13 protein-coding genes are annotated in these 17,543 nt (G+C 70.3%); 8 read left to right on the forward strand and 5 right to left on the reverse strand.

The features are described 5' to 3' along the window. The first annotated feature begins 244 nt into the window (after window positions 1-244). The 3 genes from KSO97_RS15495 to KSO97_RS15505 all read left to right on the forward strand — a co-directional run bounded on the left by KSO97_RS15495 (window position 245) and on the right by KSO97_RS15505 (window position 4,160). Window positions 245-1,537, forward strand: a complete 1,293-nt coding sequence (locus KSO97_RS15495) for a PspC domain-containing protein (protein ID WP_232680462.1) — start codon at window positions 245-247, stop codon at window positions 1,535-1,537. Beyond that, window positions 1,534-1,908: a hypothetical protein gene (locus tag KSO97_RS15500; RefSeq protein WP_232680464.1), complete on the forward strand. Its 375-nt coding sequence runs from the start codon at window positions 1,534-1,536 to the stop codon at window positions 1,906-1,908. The genes KSO97_RS15495 and KSO97_RS15500 overlap by 4 nt, the downstream gene beginning before the upstream one ends. An 86-nt stretch (window positions 1,909-1,994) precedes the next feature. After that, window positions 1,995-4,160, forward strand: coding sequence for an acyltransferase family protein (locus KSO97_RS15505; RefSeq protein WP_232680466.1), 2,166 nt, complete (start codon window positions 1,995-1,997; stop codon window positions 4,158-4,160). 157 nt (window positions 4,161-4,317) lie between these two features. Here KSO97_RS15505 and npdG read toward each other — a convergent pair whose 3' ends face one another. Further along, window positions 4,318-4,989 carry an NADPH-dependent F420 reductase gene (gene npdG / locus KSO97_RS15510; protein ID WP_232680468.1) on the reverse strand — a complete coding sequence of 224 codons (672 nt, stop codon included), beginning with the start codon at window positions 4,987-4,989 and terminating at the stop codon, window positions 4,318-4,320. Window positions 4,990-5,158: 169 nt separating this feature from the next. Here npdG and KSO97_RS15515 point away from each other — a divergent pair, with 169 nt between their 5' ends. Continuing rightward, a complete protein-coding gene (locus KSO97_RS15515; protein WP_232680470.1) occupies window positions 5,159-6,196 on the forward strand; it encodes an LLM class F420-dependent oxidoreductase in 1,038 nt (345 codons plus the stop codon). Window positions 6,197-6,384: 188 nt separating this feature from the next. Here KSO97_RS15515 and KSO97_RS15520 read toward each other — a convergent pair whose 3' ends face one another. Then, a complete protein-coding gene (locus KSO97_RS15520; RefSeq protein ID WP_232680471.1) occupies window positions 6,385-7,113 on the reverse strand; it encodes a MerR family transcriptional regulator in 729 nt (242 codons plus the stop codon). Window positions 7,114-7,193: 80 nt separating this feature from the next. Between KSO97_RS15520 and KSO97_RS15525 the strand changes: the two genes are divergently transcribed. From KSO97_RS15525 to KSO97_RS15540, 4 genes are all read left to right on the forward strand, one after another. Continuing rightward, window positions 7,194-8,342 carry an acyl-CoA dehydrogenase family protein gene (locus KSO97_RS15525; protein ID WP_232680473.1) on the forward strand — a complete coding sequence of 383 codons (1,149 nt, stop codon included), beginning with the start codon at window positions 7,194-7,196 and terminating at the stop codon, window positions 8,340-8,342. A gap of 9 nt (window positions 8,343-8,351) precedes the next feature. Next, window positions 8,352-9,551 (forward strand): acyl-CoA dehydrogenase family protein, encoded by a 1,200-nt coding sequence (locus tag KSO97_RS15530; RefSeq protein WP_232680475.1) that lies wholly within the window; start codon window positions 8,352-8,354, stop codon window positions 9,549-9,551. 423 nt (window positions 9,552-9,974) lie between these two features. Further along, window positions 9,975-11,588 (forward strand): long-chain fatty acid--CoA ligase, encoded by a 1,614-nt coding sequence (locus KSO97_RS15535; RefSeq protein ID WP_374198511.1) that lies wholly within the window; start codon window positions 9,975-9,977, stop codon window positions 11,586-11,588. 72 nt (window positions 11,589-11,660) lie between these two features. Next, window positions 11,661-13,268 (forward strand): succinic semialdehyde dehydrogenase, encoded by a 1,608-nt coding sequence (locus KSO97_RS15540; RefSeq protein ID WP_232680477.1) that lies wholly within the window; start codon window positions 11,661-11,663, stop codon window positions 13,266-13,268. A 14-nt stretch (window positions 13,269-13,282) separates the two neighbouring features. On the opposite strand, the gene KSO97_RS15545 is transcribed toward KSO97_RS15540, so the two are convergent. The 3 genes from KSO97_RS15545 to KSO97_RS15555 are packed head-to-tail and all read right to left on the reverse strand — an operon-like array spanning window position 13,283 to window position 17,414. Beyond that, a complete protein-coding gene (locus KSO97_RS15545; protein WP_232680479.1) occupies window positions 13,283-14,686 on the reverse strand; it encodes a M28 family metallopeptidase in 1,404 nt (467 codons plus the stop codon). Then, window positions 14,683-15,894 (reverse strand): lipase family protein, encoded by a 1,212-nt coding sequence (locus KSO97_RS15550; RefSeq protein ID WP_232680481.1) that lies wholly within the window; start codon window positions 15,892-15,894, stop codon window positions 14,683-14,685. The genes KSO97_RS15545 and KSO97_RS15550 overlap by 4 nt, the downstream gene beginning before the upstream one ends. Next, a complete protein-coding gene (locus KSO97_RS15555; RefSeq protein WP_232680483.1) occupies window positions 15,891-17,414 on the reverse strand; it encodes a M28 family peptidase in 1,524 nt (507 codons plus the stop codon). Before KSO97_RS15555 ends, KSO97_RS15550 begins: the two co-directional genes overlap by 4 nt. Window positions 17,415-17,543 lie beyond the last annotated feature (129 nt).

Genomic DNA, 17,543 nt, shown 5'->3' on the forward strand with positions numbered 1-17,543 from the left:
CGGGGGCGGCCGCGACCCTCAGCCTGGAATCCACCGATTGTCGCCGGCTACGCGACACCATCCGGGCGCGTTGGCGGCGTTGCCCACGCTCAACGGTGCAACCAGATCGCCATCGCGCGGGCGCCTTGCCACCACACCCGCCTGATGCCGCTCGCCACGCCGACAATCGGTGAATCCAGGCCAGGGCGCAGAACCAGGGTGCTCCCCGATGGTGAGGAGCACCCGGACCGATCAGGCTGGAGCCATGACCACGAACACCACCCAGACGCCGTCCGGCGAGGCGGGTCCCGATGCCGGGGGGCCTCGCGTCGGTCGCTCCGAGATGCGCGACCTGGCGCGCCTGCGCCGTAGCAGCAGCGACCGCAAGATCGCCGGCGTCGCGGGCGGGCTGGCCCGTCACTTCGACATCGACCCGCTCATCCCCCGTGTCGCACTCGTCGTGCTCGCCTTCTTCGGCGGCGCGGGAATCCTGATCTACGGCGCGTGCTGGTTGATCCTGCCGAGTGAGGACGTCGACGACGCCACGGTTCCGCTCGATGACCGCAGCCGGGCGATCGCCTTGAGCATCGTCGGCGTCGTCGCCGCTCTGGCTCTGGTCGGCGACAGCTTCGCCGGGTGGGGCTTCCCCTGGCCGCTGGCCACCGTGGGCGCCATCGTGCTGGTCGTCCTGTACTTCCGGGGCAGGCGCGACGCCGGGAACTCGGTGCCGGCGCCCCCGCAGCACTGGGGTCCTCCGCCGGCGCCAGCATCGCCGGCCGGCACGGAGCCCGGCTCGGGGTTCGACCCGACACACGGTCAGACCCACGGCCAGCGGTACGGCGATCCGTCCGGCCCGACCTGGCCGACCGCACCGCACGCCAGCTACCCCCCGCCACTCCCGCGGCGTCGCGGCCCGCTGCTCTTCTGGTACTCCGTCGCGCTCATCGCGATCGTGCTCGGCTCGCTGTGCACGATCGAGTTCGCAGGCGGTTTCTCCTTCCCGGCCGGGCTCTACCCGGCCACGGCGATGGCCATCTGCGGCGTGATGCTCGTCGTCGGGGCGTTCTGGGGGCGTGCCGGCGGAGTCATCGCCCTGGGGCTGATCGCCGCGCTCGCCACCGTGGGCGCGACCGTGGCCGATCGGATCGACGCCGGACGGCTCGAGGCGCGACCGGCGACAGCATCGGAGGTGCGCGCGGACTACGACCTCGCGGTGGGCGAGCTGGTGCTCGACCTGTCGCACGTGACCGATCCGGACCGCCTCGACGACCTCACCATCGAGGTCACCGTCGACATCGGTCGCGCCTCGGTGATCGTCCCCGACGGCGTCGACGTCACCGTCGACAGCGAGGTGTCCCTGGGCGAGCGTCGCCTCTTCGGCGCCACCAGCGAGGGCAACAGCGGCACCAGCGTGATCGAGAGCCGCGACCTCGAGGCCGGACGGGACGGGACCGCCGGGCAGCCCGGGGCACCCTCCGGCGACGTCCCCCACCTCCGTCTCGACGTCACCGTCGGATTGGGAGTCATCGACATCCAGCGTGAAGGAGAGACCCGATGAACGAGTCCACCCACGAAGAGACCGCCCCCATCGCTGCCTCCTACGGCGCCGAGCGCGAGATCACGGGCAGCGTCGGGCCGACCGACACCACGATGGACCCCGCCGTTCCCGGCGCGAAGACCGACCCGGAGGCCACCACGGTGCTGCCCGGAGCGCCGTCGGCCGAACGCGCAGGGCGTCGGCCGATGGAGATCGGCTACCTGGTGATGGGGGTCGCCTTCCTCGGGCTCACCGGGATCTGGGCCCTGATCGCCTCCGACACCGTGCAGGGCGAGAACATCAGCTGGCTCCTCCCCCTGCCCTGGGTCTTCGGCGGCCTGGCCGGCCTGGTCGGGCTCATCGCACGCGACCGCCGTCGCGCTCGAGCCTGACCACGGCGGCCCGTCGACCACGAGCCGGATTCGGAGGCTGAACGGGCCGCCGCACACCGTGCACCGCTTGGTACCTTCGCTGCGTCATGAGCATGTCGCCGGACCCGCCCGCTGCTCCGGCTGTCGACGACCGCCGGAGTCGGTTCCGCGACGACGTCCAGGGCCTGCGGGCGATCGCGGTGCTCACCGTGATCGCCGCGCACTCCGGCGTCTCCTGGACGCCGGGCGGCTTCGTGGGCGTGGACGTCTTCTTCGTCGTCTCCGGCTACCTGATCACGCGCCTGATCCTCACCGGGATCGAGACCGACGGTCGCTTCCGGATCGGCACGTTCTACGCCCGGCGGGCCCGACGGATCATGCCGGCCGCGACCGTCGTGCTCCTGGCCGCCGTCGCCGTCTCGCTGATCTACCTGAACTTCCTGGAGGCCATCGACGCCGCACAGGATGCGATCTGGGCGGCGTTCTTCGGCGCGAACATCCGCTTCGCCACCGAGGGCGTGGACTACTTCGCACTCGAGGACGCACCGTCGCCGGTGCAGCACTACTGGTCGCTGGCGGTCGAGGAACAGTTCTACCTGGTCTGGCCCGTTCTGATCGGACTCGCGTGCCTGCTGACCTTCCGCCGCGCACGCGACCGCGCGCCGGTGAAGACGGTCGCCTTCTTCGCCCTCGCGCTCGGTGCGGCGAGTCTGGCCTGGTCGATCCACCGCACCGTCGAGGAACCGACCTCGGCCTACTTCTCGACCTTCACCCGGGCCTGGGAACTCGCGATCGGTGCTCTGCTCGCCACAGCCCTCCACCGGGGTCGCGCGATCCGGTTCCGGTTCATCACCGAGCCACTGGCCCTGGCGGGGCTGATCGGCATCGGCATCGCCGTCGTCGGCTACGACTCCACGATGGCGTTCCCCGGCTACGAAGCCCTGCTGCCGGTGCTGGCGACGGCGGGCCTGCTGCTCGCCGGTGCGCACCCGACTCGTACGCCCTGGACCTCGCGCCTGCTGGCCACCCGGCCCTTCCGGAGCGTCGGCGACTGGTCCTATTCGCTCTACCTGTGGCACTGGCCGGCTCTGGTCATCCCGCGCGTCGCCCTGGGTCGCGAGTTGACGGTGACCGAGACCGTGATCGCCGTCGCGCTGACCTTCCAGCTCGCGTACCTGACCTACCGGTTCGTCGAGCAGCCGTTCCGCACCGGCACGTTCTGGCGCGTCCGCCCTCGGCTCGGCGTGGTGCTCTACCCCGCGTCGCTCGCGCTCGTCATCCCGGCGGCGCTGGGAAGCCAGGCGTACGCCGAGTGGGAGGGCAGCGAGCGCGGCGATGCACCCGCGATCACCTCCGAGGCCTTCGGCATGTCCGGCCGCGACGTCACCGACCTGGTCGAGGCATCGGTTCAGGCCGGACTCGACGCCTGGCCCATCCCGAGCAACCTCACGCCGGACCTGCTCGACCTCAAGAACGACATCGCCGACGTCGGCGACTGCAATTACCAGCGGCCCGAGCGGCCGCTGTGCCGCCGCGGCGACGTCGACAGCGACCGCGTCATCGTGGTCACCGGCGACTCCCACGCTCGGGCGTGGATCCCCGCCCTGGAGCAGATCGCGGAAGAAGCCGGCTACGCCACGTACTACCTGGTCAAGCAGCAGTGCACCGCGGCCTTCGTCGACCCTGGCCAGCTCGGCACGGGAGATCCGTGGCCCGAGTGCGAGGAGTTCCACGACTGGGTGGTCGAGCAGGTCTCCGACATCCAGCCCGACCTGATGATCTTCGCGATGACGCCGCCGCCCACCGGCGTCTACGACGGCGATGTCTACTACGACAAGAAGCAGGACGTCTCGGCGGTGCTCGAGGGCGGCTACGACGCGATGTACTCCGCCTACGCGCCGTACGTCGACGAGATGGTGCTCCTCACCGACGTCCCGCGTCTGCCGTCGGAGCCGGGCACCTGCCTGGCCGAGCGCGACGCCACCCTGGGCGACTGCATGTTCCCGCCGACGGAGTGGAGCGAGGAGATGCGCGTGCTCTCCGAGGACGCCGCCCGCCGCAACGGCGTCGAGGCCATCGACCCCACGCCGTGGCTCTGCGCCGACGATCTCTGCCCGGTCGTGATCGGCTCGACGATCGCGTGGCGCGATCGCGGCCACATCAGCGCGACGCGGGCGGCCGAGCTCTGGGTGCCACTCGGCGTGGAGCTCGGGCTCCTCGAAGACACCGATCGCGGCGGCCGCAAGGGCCGCCGCGACCGGGACGGCGGTTGAGCGTCGTCACGGTGGTCGGGGAGATCGCCGCGACCGTCACGAGACCCCGCGAGTCGAACACCTACCTCGGCCGACAGGGGTTTCGAGACGCTCGCTGCGCTCGCTCCTCAACCACCGGGCGTAGCGGTGGTCGGGCACCTCGACCACCGAACGGCGATCAGATGCCGCTGATCCGCACGCCCGAGTGCGTCTTGTACTTCTTGTTGATCGAGATCAGGACGGCGGTCAGCGGCTCGAGCTGACGGGCGAGACGCAGCTTGCCGGCGTCCACGCCGTCGCGGCTGGTGACACTGCGAGCGAGCTCGATCGCCACCGCCTTGGCGTCGGCGTCGTCGCCGCAGACCAGGACGTCCTCGTGGTCGAGGTACTCCTCCTCGCCCCACAGCGTGACCGCGGAGACGTGGTGGAAGGCGCCGACCACGCGCGACTCCGGCGCGATCCGCTGGGCCGACTCTGCGGCCGAACCCTCGCCGGCATCGACGACGCGACCGTAGGGGCCGCCCTTGTCGAAGGCCAGCGGGTTCACGCACGAGATCACGACCTTGCCGTCGAGCGGCAGCGTCGCGACGAGCTCGTCGTGACCGTCGTAGGGCACGGCGAGCAGCACGACGTCGGCCTCGGCGCACGCCTCGGTGTTCGAGGCGCCCGTAACGGCGCCCGCGCCGGCGACGCCGGCGAGCCGCGTGGCGACCTCCTCGGCCACCGGCACCGCTTTCTCCGCGGCGCGCGAGCCGAGCACGACGTCGTGCCCGTGGCGCGCGAAGCGGTAGCCGAGGCCCCTGCCCTGCGGGCCGGTTCCTCCGATGACGGCGATGCGATAGGTCGACACGTTGTGCTCCTGGATCTCGTGGAATTGGTGGCCCTGCGGGACCGAGCGTGCCAGTGACTGCCTGAGGCTGGACGGCACGGCCACCGTCTGGTCTATTGTGACAGTACTACTGTCAGTATCGATTCCCCGCAACGATCTGCGCGACGTCGCACCGATCCCAGGAGCCTTGATGAAGCTTTCGACCATGCTCATGTACGACGGCAACCCGCGCAGCGCGGCCGACCAGGTCGTCGGCCTGGAGAAGGCCGGACTCGACCTGGTGTGGGTCGCCGAGGCCTACGGCTTCGACTCCCCCACCTTGATGGGCTACCTGGCCGCGAAGACCGAGCGCGTACAGATCGGCTCGGGCATCATGAACGTCTTCTCCCGCACCCCCGGAGCGCTGCTGCAGACCGCAGCGGGCCTCGACAACGTCTCCGCCGGGCGTGCCGTGATCGGCCTCGGCGCCTCCGGTCCGCAGGTGATCGAGGGCTTCCACGGGATGCCGTACGAGCGCCCGCTCGGCCGCACGCGCGACGCCATCGCCGTGTTGCGCCAGGGGCTGCGCCGCGAGCCGCTGGAGTTCTCCAGCCGCAACTTCACCCTGCCGCTGCCCGCCGACCAGGGTCTCGGACTGGGCAAGCCGCTGAAGCTGCTCACCAAGCCCGAACGTCCCGACGTCCCGTTGTGGGTGGCTGCGCTGGGCGACAAGAACGTCGAGATGACCGCCGAGGTCGCCGACGGCTGGATGCCGCACCTGGTCTATCCCGAGAAGACCCAGCAGGTGTGGGGCGCGGCGCTCGCCGCCGGTGCGGCCAAGCGCTCGGCCGACCTCGGTCCGCTGCAGATGACCGCAGGCGGCGTACTGGCGATCGGAGAAGGCCCCGAGGTCAAGGCGATGCTCGACTTCGCCCGCCCGATGTACGCCCTCTACGTCGGCGGGATGGGAGCGCGCGACAAGAACTTCTACAACGACCTCGCCTGCCAGTACGGCTATGAGAAGGAGGCCAAGGAGATCCAGGACCTCTACCTCGCGGGCAAGAAGGATCAGGCCGCTGCACTGGTGCCGGACGAGTGGCTCGAGGCGGGCAACCTGGTCGGTCCGGAGTCCTACGTCAAGGAGCGGATCGCCGCCTTCCGCGAGGCCGGGGTCACCCACCTGCAGATCATGCCGGCCTCGGCCGACCCGGTCGCGACCGTCGCGCACATGAAGGAGCTCGTCTCCTGAGCACTGCCGGTGGTTGAGGTGCCCGAGCGCCAGCGAGGGCCTCGAAACCCGCCCGACGCCGGTGGTCCAGGGGGCCCGCCCCCCGGGGGGGGGGGGGGGGGGGCGGCGCCACGACACCACCGCTTCCGACCCGCGGGGTCTCGTGACGGTCGCAGAGCGACCTCCTCGACCACCGACGTCGACGTGGATCAGCGGTCGCCCAGCGACCTGGTGATCACCGCGTTGGCAGCGCGTTGGAAGCCGGCGACGACGGCTTCCAACGTCAGTCTCCGCAGGGCCGAGACGGTCCGCTCCATCCGCAACGCGTCCTCGGCAGAAGCGGCGTCGCGCGTGTAGGGCTCCAGCACCTGCTCGTGCAGGATCGCCGTCAGCTCATCGGCGAGAGCGGCCATGTGGCGACGGATCGCCTCGTCGGCCAGCGCGACGCCGCGCTCGGGCACACCGAGGTCCAGCACCTCCAGTCCGATGCCGAGGTGGGGGTAGACCCGGTAGCCGGCGGCATCGATCTCGATCGCCGCGAGCCGCTGCAGCATGGCGAGGTCCGCGTCGCCGAGGCGCCGACCGGCCCGCTTGTCGAGCTGCCTGCGAGTCAGGACCTCGGGCGGCTCCGACGTCCACGATGTCAGCATCGCCCGCTGGAGAGCGAGCTCCTCGACGCTCGCTCCGTCGGGAACCGAGCGCAGGGTCCGTTCGATCGCTTGGAGGGTGAAACCGTGCTCCTGCAACGCTCGCACCAACTCCAGCCGAGCGCGGTGAGCCGGGCCGTAGTAGGCGATCCGTCCGCGTCGTTCCGGCGGCGGGATCAGGCCGAGGCTGGCGTAATAGCGCGTCGTCCGCACCGTCGTGCCGACGGCGGCCGCCAACTCGTCGATGGTGAGGCCCTCGCCCGATTCGGCAGCCTCTGGATCTGTACCCACAACGATGACAGTATTACTGTCACACTGTTGGTGGCGAGTTCTACGCCGTCATTCACGCCCCGAGTTCACGGAGGAAGCAGATGCCCGACACCCCGTCCATCTACGAGCAGGAGCACGAGGACTTCCGTGCCACCGTGCGCACGTTCATGGAGAAGGAGGTCGTCCCGCACCACGACCAGTGGGAGAAGGACGGGCAGGTCAGCCGCGAGGTGTGGCGCAAAGCCGGCGAGACCGGGCTGCTCTGCTTCGACGTCGAGGAGGCCTACGGCGGCGCGGGGATCAAGGACTTCCGCTACAACGCCGTCATCGCCGAGGAGATCTCACGCGTCGGCGCCAGCGGCCTCGGCTTCCCGGTGCACTCCGACATCATCGTCCCCTACATCAGCAGCCTGGGCACCGAGGAGCAGAAGCAGCGCTGGCTGCCGGGCCTGGTCTCCGGTGAGCTGATCTCCGCCATCGCGATGACCGAGCCGGGCGCCGGCTCCGACCTGCAGGGCATCCGCACGACGGCGGTCGACAAGGGTGACCACTACGTTCTCAACGGGTCGAAGACGTTCATCTCCAACGGCATCATGAGCGACGTCGTGATCGTGGTCGCACGCACCAACCCCGACGCCGGCCACCAGGGCATCAGCCTGCTCGTCGTCGAGCGCGGCATGGAGGGCTTCGAGCGCGGCCGCAACCTCGACAAGATGGGCCTCAAGGCGCAGGACACCGCCGAGCTCTTCTTCGACAACGTCGTGGTGCCCAAGGAGAATCTGCTCGGGGAGGAGGGTTCGGGCTTCGTCTCCTTGATGGTCAATCTCCCCCAGGAGCGGGTCTCGATCGCTGCGATCGCCGTCGCCGCCATCGAGCACGTGCTCGCGATGTCGCTCGACTACGCCAAGACGCGACAGGCGTTCGGCAAGCCGATCGGCGCCTTCCAGAACACTCGGTTCATGCTCGCCGAGATGGCGACCGAGGCCTACATCGCCCGGGTCTTCGTCAACGACTGCATCCTCAAGCTCAACGAAGGCAAGGTCGACACCGCCCTGGCCTCGATGGCGAAGTGGTGGACCACCGAGCTGCAGAAGAAGTTGACCGACATGGGCGTGCAGATCCACGGCGGCTACGGCTTCATGAGCGAGTACCCGATCTCCAAGGCGTACACCGACGGCCGCATCCAGACCATCTACGGCGGCACGACCGAGATCCAGAAGGAGATCATCGGTCGCTTCCTCGGAGTCTGAGACGGCCTGATGGATCTCGATCTTCCCGAGAGCGCCATCGCCGTCCGCGACGGCGTCGCGGCGGTCGCGGCCAGGTACGACCACGCCTACTGGTCGCGGTGCGAGGAGGAACACCGGTTCCCCCAGGAGGTCTTCGACGACCTCGGTCGCGGCGGCTGGTTCGGTCTGTGCGTGCCGGAGGAGTACGGCGGCGGCGGGCAGGGCCTGCTCGAGCTCGCCGTCGCCAACGAGACGCTGTGCGCCTCCGGCGGCGTCGCCGGCACCTTCTTCTACGTGACGACGCCCGGCTTCGGCGCGATGACGTTGACCCGGCACGGCACCGAGGAGCAGAAACAGCGGATCCTGCCGGGCCTGGCCGACGGCAGCATCCAGTTCTGCCTGGCGCTGACCGAGCCCGACGCCGGCAGCAACGCGATCGAGATCAAGACCCGGGCACGACGGGCCGACGACGGCACCGGCGACTTCCTGATCAAGGGCCAGAAGGTCTGGATCTCCAACGTCGAGAACGCCGACTGGATGATCGCGGTCACCCGCACGATCTCCGCCGCGGAGACCCGGGAGCACGGCCTCCCCCGGACGGCGGGCTTCACCCTCGTGCTCGTCGACGTCAAGGAGGCCCTGGCCGCGGGCACGCTCACCTACACGCCGATCCCCAAGATGGGCAGCAACATCCTGGCATCCAGCCAGGTGTTCTTCGACGACGTGCGAGTCCCGGCGAGCAACGTGATCGGCGAGGTGGACGCCGGCTTCGGTGTGCTGTGGGACGTGCTCAACCCCGAGCGCATCCTCGCCGCCGCCGGAGGCGTCGGCGCCGCGGAGGCCGCCCTCCGGATCGCCTCGGAGTACGCCCGCGAGCGCGAGGTCTTCGGTCGCCCGATCGGCGCCAACCAGGGCATCCAGTTCCCGCTGGCGCAGATCAAGGCGAAGACCGAGCTCGGCCGCCTGATGACCTACAAGGCGGCCTGGCTCTTCGACCAGGGTCGCCCGTGCGGCAACGAGGCCAACGTGGCCAAGCTGACCGGCGCGCAGGTGGCGTGGGAGGCGGCCGACCAGGCGTTCCAGACCCTCGGGGGAATGGCCTACTCCAAGGAGTACCCGGTCGAGCGGATCTTCCGCGACGCCCGGATCGGCAAGAACATCCCGGTCGCCGAACAGCTTGTGCTCGCCCACATCGGCACCTCGATGCTCGGCCTGCCGAAGAGCTACTGAACCCCCGGTGGTCGAGCTTGTCGAGACCCGCGCAGGGTCTCGACAAGCTCGACCACCGTCCGAACCCAGGCGGAACCCGGGCCGCCCCTCCTACGTTGTGACCAGCACATGCATGTGACCTGCGACACCATCACCGATCGAAGGGGATCTACGACTCATGACCGACGTCCTGGCCGAGCGCGAGCGCATCGAGGGCCGCATCGGCGGCCGCACCCTGATCGACCTCCTGGCAGGCACCGTCGCCGAGCACGGCGACGATCCTGCCTACTCCGACAAGCACCACGTGCCGGAGGGCCAGACCTGGCGCACCCTGACGTGGGCGCAGACCCGCGATCTCGGTCTCGACGTCGCCGCGGCTCTCATCGAGCGCGGCGTCGCCCCCGGCGACACGGTGGCGGTCATGGCCTCCAACCCCATCGNATCATGGCCTCCACCGGAATCGAGCACTACGTCGCCGACATGGGTGGCGTGCACGCGGATGCGACGCCGATGTCGATCTACAACACGCTCTCGGCGACCCAGGTCGCCTTCGTTGCCGGTGAGGCGAAGCCGACGGCGATCGTGCTCGAGACCGCCGATCACCTCGCCCGCTGGGAGAAGGCGCTCCAGGACGTGGCGAGCATCGCCACCGTCGTCGTGATCGAGCCCGCCGCCAAGCCGGACGGCGAGAAGTTCCTCACGTGGGACGAGTTCATCGCCCTGGGCCGCGCGGCCCGTGACCGCTTGGCCGAGGAGCTCGAGCGCCGCTCCGCCCTGGTCACGCCCGACACCCCCGCCACCATCCTCTACACCTCCGGCACCACCGGGAATCCCAAGGGCGTGGTGCTGACCCACCACAACGTCACCTACGAGGCGATCAGCACGCTGGAGCAGGCCGGCCTCGAGGGTGCCGACATGAAGGCGGTCAGCTACCTCCCGCTGGCGCACATCGCCGAGCGCGTGCTGGGCCTCTACGGTCCGCAGTTGCAGGCCGGTCACATGCACGCGATCGGCGATCCGGCACAGCTGCTGCCCGCCCTCGGCGAGGTGCACCCCACGGCGTTCTTCGGCGTCCCGCGGGTCTGGGAGAAGATCAAGACCGGCCTCTCCGCCAAGCTCGCCGCCGACCCCGACCCGGCCAACCGCGAAATGGTGCAGAACGCCATGGCGGCCGGCCTCGCCTGGGTACAGGCCCAGGAGGTCGGCAACGAGATGACTCCGGAGATCGAGGAGGCCTACCGCCAGGCCGACGAGCAGATCCTGGGATTCCTCAAGCTCCTGCTGGGGCTCGACCAGGTGGAGTGGGCAGCGTCCGCCGCGGCGCCGATGCCGCTCGACGTCGCCAAGTTCATGGCCGGCCTCGGCCTGAAGGTCTTCGACGTCTACGGCATGACCGAGACGTGCGGCGCGATCACCGCCAACGGCCCGGGGAACTTCCGCCTCGGTTCCGTCGGGCGAGCGACGCCGGGCATGGAGGTCGCGCTCGGCGAGGACGGCGAGATCCTCGTGCGCGGCCCGGTGTGCACACCGGGCTACCACCAGCAGGAGGAGGCCACTCGCGGGTTGATCGACGAGGACGGCTGGGTGCACACCGGCGACATCGGCACGCTGGACGACGACGGCTTCTTCGCCGTGGTCGACCGCAAGAAGGAGCTGATCATCACCAGCGCCGGCAAGAACATCGCCCCGTCGAACATCGAGAACTACCTCAAGGAGTCCCCGATCATCGGCCACGCGATGGCGGTCGGCGACGGCCGCCCATACGTCGTCGCCGTGCTCACCCTCGACGGCGAGATCGCGCCGGTGGTGGCCCAGCAGATGGGGATCGAGTTCGTCGATCTCGCCGACCTGGCCCAGAAGCCGCAGATCGTGGCGATGGCCCAGGCAGCCGTCGACGCGGCCAACGAACGGCTCTCCCGCCCCGAGCAGGTCAAGGCGTTCGAGTTGCTTCCCACGGAATGGACCGCGGAGTCCGAGGAGCTCACCCCGACCTTGAAGCTCAAGCGCCGGGTCGTGAACACCAAGTACGCCGACGTGCTCGACCGTCTCTACAGCTGAACCCTGTGATGAGCGGCGGCCCGTCCGCCGCTCATCGCCGCACGCCGTCTCACCCAGCCCGAGGAGCAACCGATGACCACCACCGACCAGCACTCCGACGCCGCCGTCGAGCAGAACGGCAGCGTCCGCCCCGGCTGGGTCACCGACGACCGGCTGGCTGGCTGGACCCGGTGGGTCTTCCGCTCCTCGGGCGGGAGTGAGACGACGTGCGCGACGGCGCCCTACGACGGTCTGCCGATCGCGCCCACCCCGGGCAGCCCCGCCCCCGACGCCGGCGATGCCTGCGCGAGCGCACGTGCGGCCCAGCGGGTGTGGGCGGCCGTGCCGTACTCGGCGCGCGCCGACGTCGTCCTGAGGTTCCACGACCTGCTGATCGAGCGTCAGGACGAGGTGCTCGACCTGATCCAGTGGGAGATGGGCAAGTCCCGCTTCAGCGCCTGGCAGGAGATCCTCCAGGTCGCCAACATCGCGCGGCACTACGCACGACACGGGTCGTCGTACCTCAAGGACAACAAGGTGCGTGGCGCGATCCCGGGTCTGACCCGCGTGAAGGAACAGCGCATCCCCAAGGGCGTCGTCGGCATGATCTCGCCGTGGAACTACCCGCTCTACCTCGCCGTCGGCGACGTCCTGCCGGCGCTGCTGGCCGGCAATGGCGTGGTCAGCAAGGCCGACAGCCAGACGGCCCTGACGCTGCTCTGGGCGCGTGACCTGATCGCCGAGGCCGGTCTCCCGATCGACCTGTGGCACGTCGTGGTCGGACCCGGCAGCACTGTCGGCGATGCCCTGATCGACCACGTCGACCACATCTGCTTCACCGGCTCCACCGCGACGGGCCGTCACGTCGGACGTCGCGCGGGCGAGCGGCTGGTCGCGGCATCGCTCGAGCTCGGCGGCAAGAACCCGCTGATCGTCCGCGCCGACGCCGACGTCGCCAAGGCGGCGGCCGGCTGCATCACAGCGGCCTTCGCCAACACCGGCCAGATGTGCATCCACATCGAGCGCGTGCTCGTGCACACCGACGTCTACGACGCGTTCCGTGAGGCCTTGGTCGACGGCGTCCGCGCGCTCGCGCTGGGCCAGGCCTTCGACTACACCGCCGACGTCGGGTCGCTGGCCTCGCAGGCGCAGCTGGACGCGGTGACCGCGCACGTCGACGACGCCGTGGCCCGCGGTGCCTCCGTGGTGGTAGGGGGACGTGCGCGGCCCGATCTCGGCCCCTTCGTCTACGAGCCGACCGTGCTCGAGGGCGTCACCACCGAGATGGCGGTCTGCCTGGAGGAGACCTTCGGCCCCGTCATCTCGCTCTACCCCGTCGGGTCCGACGCCGAGGCCATCGCCAAGGCGAACGAGGGGACCTACGGCCTGTCGGCGAGCATCTGGTCGAGGGACGAGGCAGCCGCCGAGCGGATGGCCGGGAAGATCCGGTCGGGCTCGGTCAACATCAACGACGGAGCCGCGGCGGCCGCGGGCTCGATCGAGGCCGGCATGGGAGGAATGGGCGACTCCGGGCTAGGCCGGCGCCACGGCTCCGAGGGCATCCGCAAGTACACCGAGTCGCAGACCGTGGCCACCCAGCGCCTGATGCCGCTCGGTCCCCCGCCGTCGATGGCCGTGGAGAAGTTCGTCGCGCTGGGCAACAAGCAGCTGGCATTGCTCAAGACCCTCCGCGTGCGCTGAGGCCCGGTCGACGGTCAGACACCGAGCCGCAGGAGCGATCCCGGGACGGACTGCATGCCGGCGAGGACGTCGGCATGGCACCGCACCGCGCGGCTCAGCTGCTCGGGAGGAATCCGATCGGGGGTGTCCTCGATGGTGTGATAGTGCGGCGTCGCCATGGTGAGGCTGGAGCTCGGCACCCCGTGGTCCCCCATGATCCCCTCGAGATCGGGATTGGGCGTGAACGCCGGGATCGTCGGGCCGGGCACTACCGGAGCCAGCCGGTGCCGCAGGAGGGCCGGCGTCCAGATGGCCGCCAGGGTCGGGTGTGCGGTGGTGAACAGTGCCCGCTCCTGGTCGAGCGGCGTCTGGATGGAGAGTCCGAGCATGTCGATGATGCCGCCCGTCGAGAGGTGCTCCTCGTGGTGGGCGGCGAGGTGGTCGAGGTTCACGAACGCATCGAGGCGACTCATCAGGCGCGAGTGGGTGCGAACCCAGTGCTGGAGTCCGCCGAACGGGAATCCGGTGTCGTGACCGGTCACCGAGACGAAGTACATGTCCTTGGGGCGTTTCGCTCTCGGCACCCGGGCGAAGTGCTCGGCCAGCCCGATCAGGCCGGCGGTGCCGGTCGCGTTGTCGAGCGCGCCGGTGAACCAGGAGTCCACGTGGGCGGCGATCATCAACGCCCCCGACTCGGCGCCCGATCCCGGCAATACCGCGGTCACGTCATGGGTGTGGCCGTCGACGTGCCGCGCGTCGAGGCGCCAACGGATACGAGAGCCCGCCCGCGCCGCGCGCCGCAGCCGGGCCAGGTCGGTCGCGCCCAGGTTGAACGCCGGGATGGGATTCTTGTCGAGCTGGTTGGCGCTCGAACTGGTCGGCCGGATCAGGTTGTCCGGGGCATCGGAGGTCACGAACATCGCGACTGCTCCGCGCGCCGCAGCGTGCGCGTAGACGTCGCGGTAGGTGCTGAAGACGTTCAGCAGGGCCTTGCCCGTGACGACGACGGCCTTGCCGCGCAGGTCGTGAAGCGCCAGTTCGGGATCGGAACCGAAGCCGACGTCGACCAACGGCGCCTCACCTTCTCCGCCATGACTCGACCACAGGGGGAATGTCGCGATCGGCTGCAACCCACCGTCCGCACGCAGGTCGACGCGCCAGCGCGAGAGCTGCCACTTCCGAAAGCCGTAGCGGTCGACCTCGGTCCGCAGCCCCGCCGCGCGGAGACGGGCTGCGACCCAGTGACTGGCTCGGCGTTCGGCGGGGTAGCCCGTCCACCGGGGGCCGAACGCACAGACCTCGCGGACGTGGCGGTGCAGCCGAGCCGGGCTCAGGGGGTCGGTGCCGGCTCCCGAGGCGGGCACGGCGGCCATCCCGGTACCGGCCACCGCAGCCGCCGCGACGCCGGCGAGGAAGGTGGTGCGGGTCATCATCGTCATCGTCCGAGCCTCGTCAGTGTCCATGCGACGACCGGTCCGGCTGCGAATCGGTCGTCGACGACTTCGGGGTGGCCGGCCGGCCACCGCGCGTAGGTGATCGGGACGCCGGCGGCGCGGTAGTCGCGCACCAGCATCTCGGTGAACGGCAGCGGCGCGACGGCGTCCAGGATCCCGGCGTCGATGCGCACCGGCAGACCCGGTCGCAGGTGGAGACGGCGGACGTCATTGGCCCGCATCACTGCGATGAGTCGAGCGATCGCCTCCTCACCACGAGCTCCGGTGACGGCGGAAGGCGCCAGCCCGCCCCAGGAGTCGGATCGTGGGAGGTCGACCAGGCATCGCTGCTCCAGGTGGGGCAGCAGCGCCACCGCCTCGTCGCTGAGTCCGCCCCGGGTGAGGAGCCGGCGCAGCGGTGCGTCGACGGTCGCGGCGCCGCCGATGATCATCCCGGCGAGAGCGACCATCCCGTTCACACCCGGCGCGGCGACCGGCGTCCGACGCAGCAGCTCCAGCGTGGTGTCCATGCGCGTCACCGGCGTGAGGGCCACGACACCACGCAGGCGGGTGCCGCGAGGGAGCCACTGGTCGGCGGCACCGGTGAAGAGCGCGCCGACGCTCCCTTCGGAGTGGCCCACGACCACCCAGTCAGCGCCCAGCCGCGGCTCGTGCTCGCGGGCAGCACGCACCATCGCGACGACCGATGCCGCGAGTGACCGTCCGATCAGGTACGGGTGCGGACCCGGTGTGCCGATCCCCTCGAAGTCGGGGCGCAGCACCGCGACGCCGGCACGGAGGAGCCGGATCGCGATGTCGTCACCACGCGTCATGCGCTCCCGTTCGCTGTTGCCGGGTGTCACCTCGCTCGGGTCGCACATGTCGGCCGAGCCGGTCGTGACGTGGTTGTAGACGACGAAGGGCCAGCCGCCGGCCGGCGCCTCACCCTCCGGCAGCAGCATCAGTCCGGTGGCGGCCGCCCAGGTTCCCCGCACCGAGCGCATCCGGTAGCGGAGCACCTGCGCTACCGACGACGGCTCGACCACGGCGAGACCCCGCGCCGGCGAGACGTCGAGCACGTGAGGAGTGCGCGGCGCCTGCGCCACTGCTGCCACCGCCCTCCCGACCGCGGGGGCGGCCGGCGGCGGCACCTGCATCGTCGTGGTGCAGACGGCGACGGCGAGCGCGATGCTCGCGCGATGGAAGGTCCTCATGGGCCGAGGAACTGGAACCACAGGTCGCGGATCACCGTCGAGACCGGGGTCGGCGTCAGACCGATCAGGTCGCTGGGCATCGGCTGCATCGCATCGACCAACTGGGCGTAGGCGCGCGCGACGGGGCGCAGCGACGCGACGTCGACCTTGTCGAGGGTGTCGGCTTCGTCATACATGTAGATCGGCCCGGCGATCAGGCTCGCCACGGGCACCCCCGACAGCAGGGCCCAGTTCGCGTCGGTCGGGATGCCGACGGTGCCCTGCATCGGAGTCGCGTTCAGCATCGCGGTGCCTCGGAGGTCGTTGTCGACGATGATCCCGGCCAACCGCGCCTTGAGTAGCGGGTTGAGGTTCTCGAAGATCCCGCGCGGCTCCGGTTGATCCAGCACGCGTAGGCCGCCGTCTGCAGCGATCTTGGCCTGCTTGCCGACATGCTCGATCGCGGCGTTGGCGACCAGCCGGTAGCCCGACTTCGTGCCGAGCACGTACTTACGCGTGAAGGCGTTGTGCTGCTGGTAGCCGGTGAAGTGGGTGTCGAACGTCGCGAACATCAACGTCTTCTCGGGCTTGCGGTACCCCGGGCGTCGGGCGAGCGCGCCGTAGTAGTCAGCCAGGGCGATCACCTCGGCGGCGCCCGTCCCGTCCTCGACCGCCCCCGGCCCCTGGGAGTCGTGGTGCGACTGGATCAGGATCGTGTCGCGGGACCGGCCGGGCAGGAACCCGACGACGGTGCGGCCGGTGGCGGCGGCTCGCTCTGCCGTCAACCTGATGGTCGCCCGCGACGAGGTCTCCAACGAGTGCCGCAGGGCTGCGCCCTCCTTCTTGGTGACCCAGAAGCCGGGGATCGTCATCGGGACGCTTCCGTAGTACTCGTTGTGGTACCGATTGGAGTCGAAGTAGTCGGCGAGCACACCGACGACCCCCACGGCGCCACCGTCGATCGCCTCCTGCATGACCGTCTTGAGCGAGGTCATGTACGGGTTGGCGGTCAGCATCGTCTCGGGATCGACGAGCTGGAGGTCGGGGTCGTAGAGGAACTCCGAGGCCGCCGCGATCACCGCGAGAGGCATCTGGAACTTCAGATCGAAGAGCACGATCTTGCCGCGCACGTCCCGCCCGGCCACCGAGCCCGCCCCGATGTCGACGACAGGCGCGGTGACGCCACGACGTCCGAGCGTGCGCGTGCCCGCCAGGTCCGCACCGCGGATGAACGAGTGTGAGATCGGGCGCGTGTCGAACCGACGCCCTCCCACCGACACGCCCCAGTCGCTCGGCGTCCAGCGGTAGGAGCGAGCGGTCTCGTAGTGCACGTTGCTGAGCCCCGCGGCACGGAACCGCCGAGCGACGTAGGCGGCCGCCTGGCGCCCACCGGGGGTGCCGGTCGCGCGCGGAGCCATCTCGACCAGGTCGCGCACGGTGCGCAGGATCGCCCGGTTCCCGGGGAGCAGTCCGGGACTGGCGATCTCGCGCGGGCTCGCCGGCGCGATCTGAGACGGGGTGGCGCGGGCGGGACGCGCCACGGCCGCCGCGGGGCCGGTCCCCCCCCGCGGCGGCCCGGGCGCCCGCGCCCGCGGCCACGACGACCGTGCCCGCGCGGGCACGGCTGATCCTGAGCTTCATCTGCGTGACTGCCTCTCTCGATGGACCCC

Source organism: Nocardioides sp. R-C-SC26 (assembly GCF_021246465.1).
In the GTDB taxonomy this organism is placed as follows: domain Bacteria; phylum Actinomycetota; class Actinomycetes; order Propionibacteriales; family Nocardioidaceae; genus Nocardioides.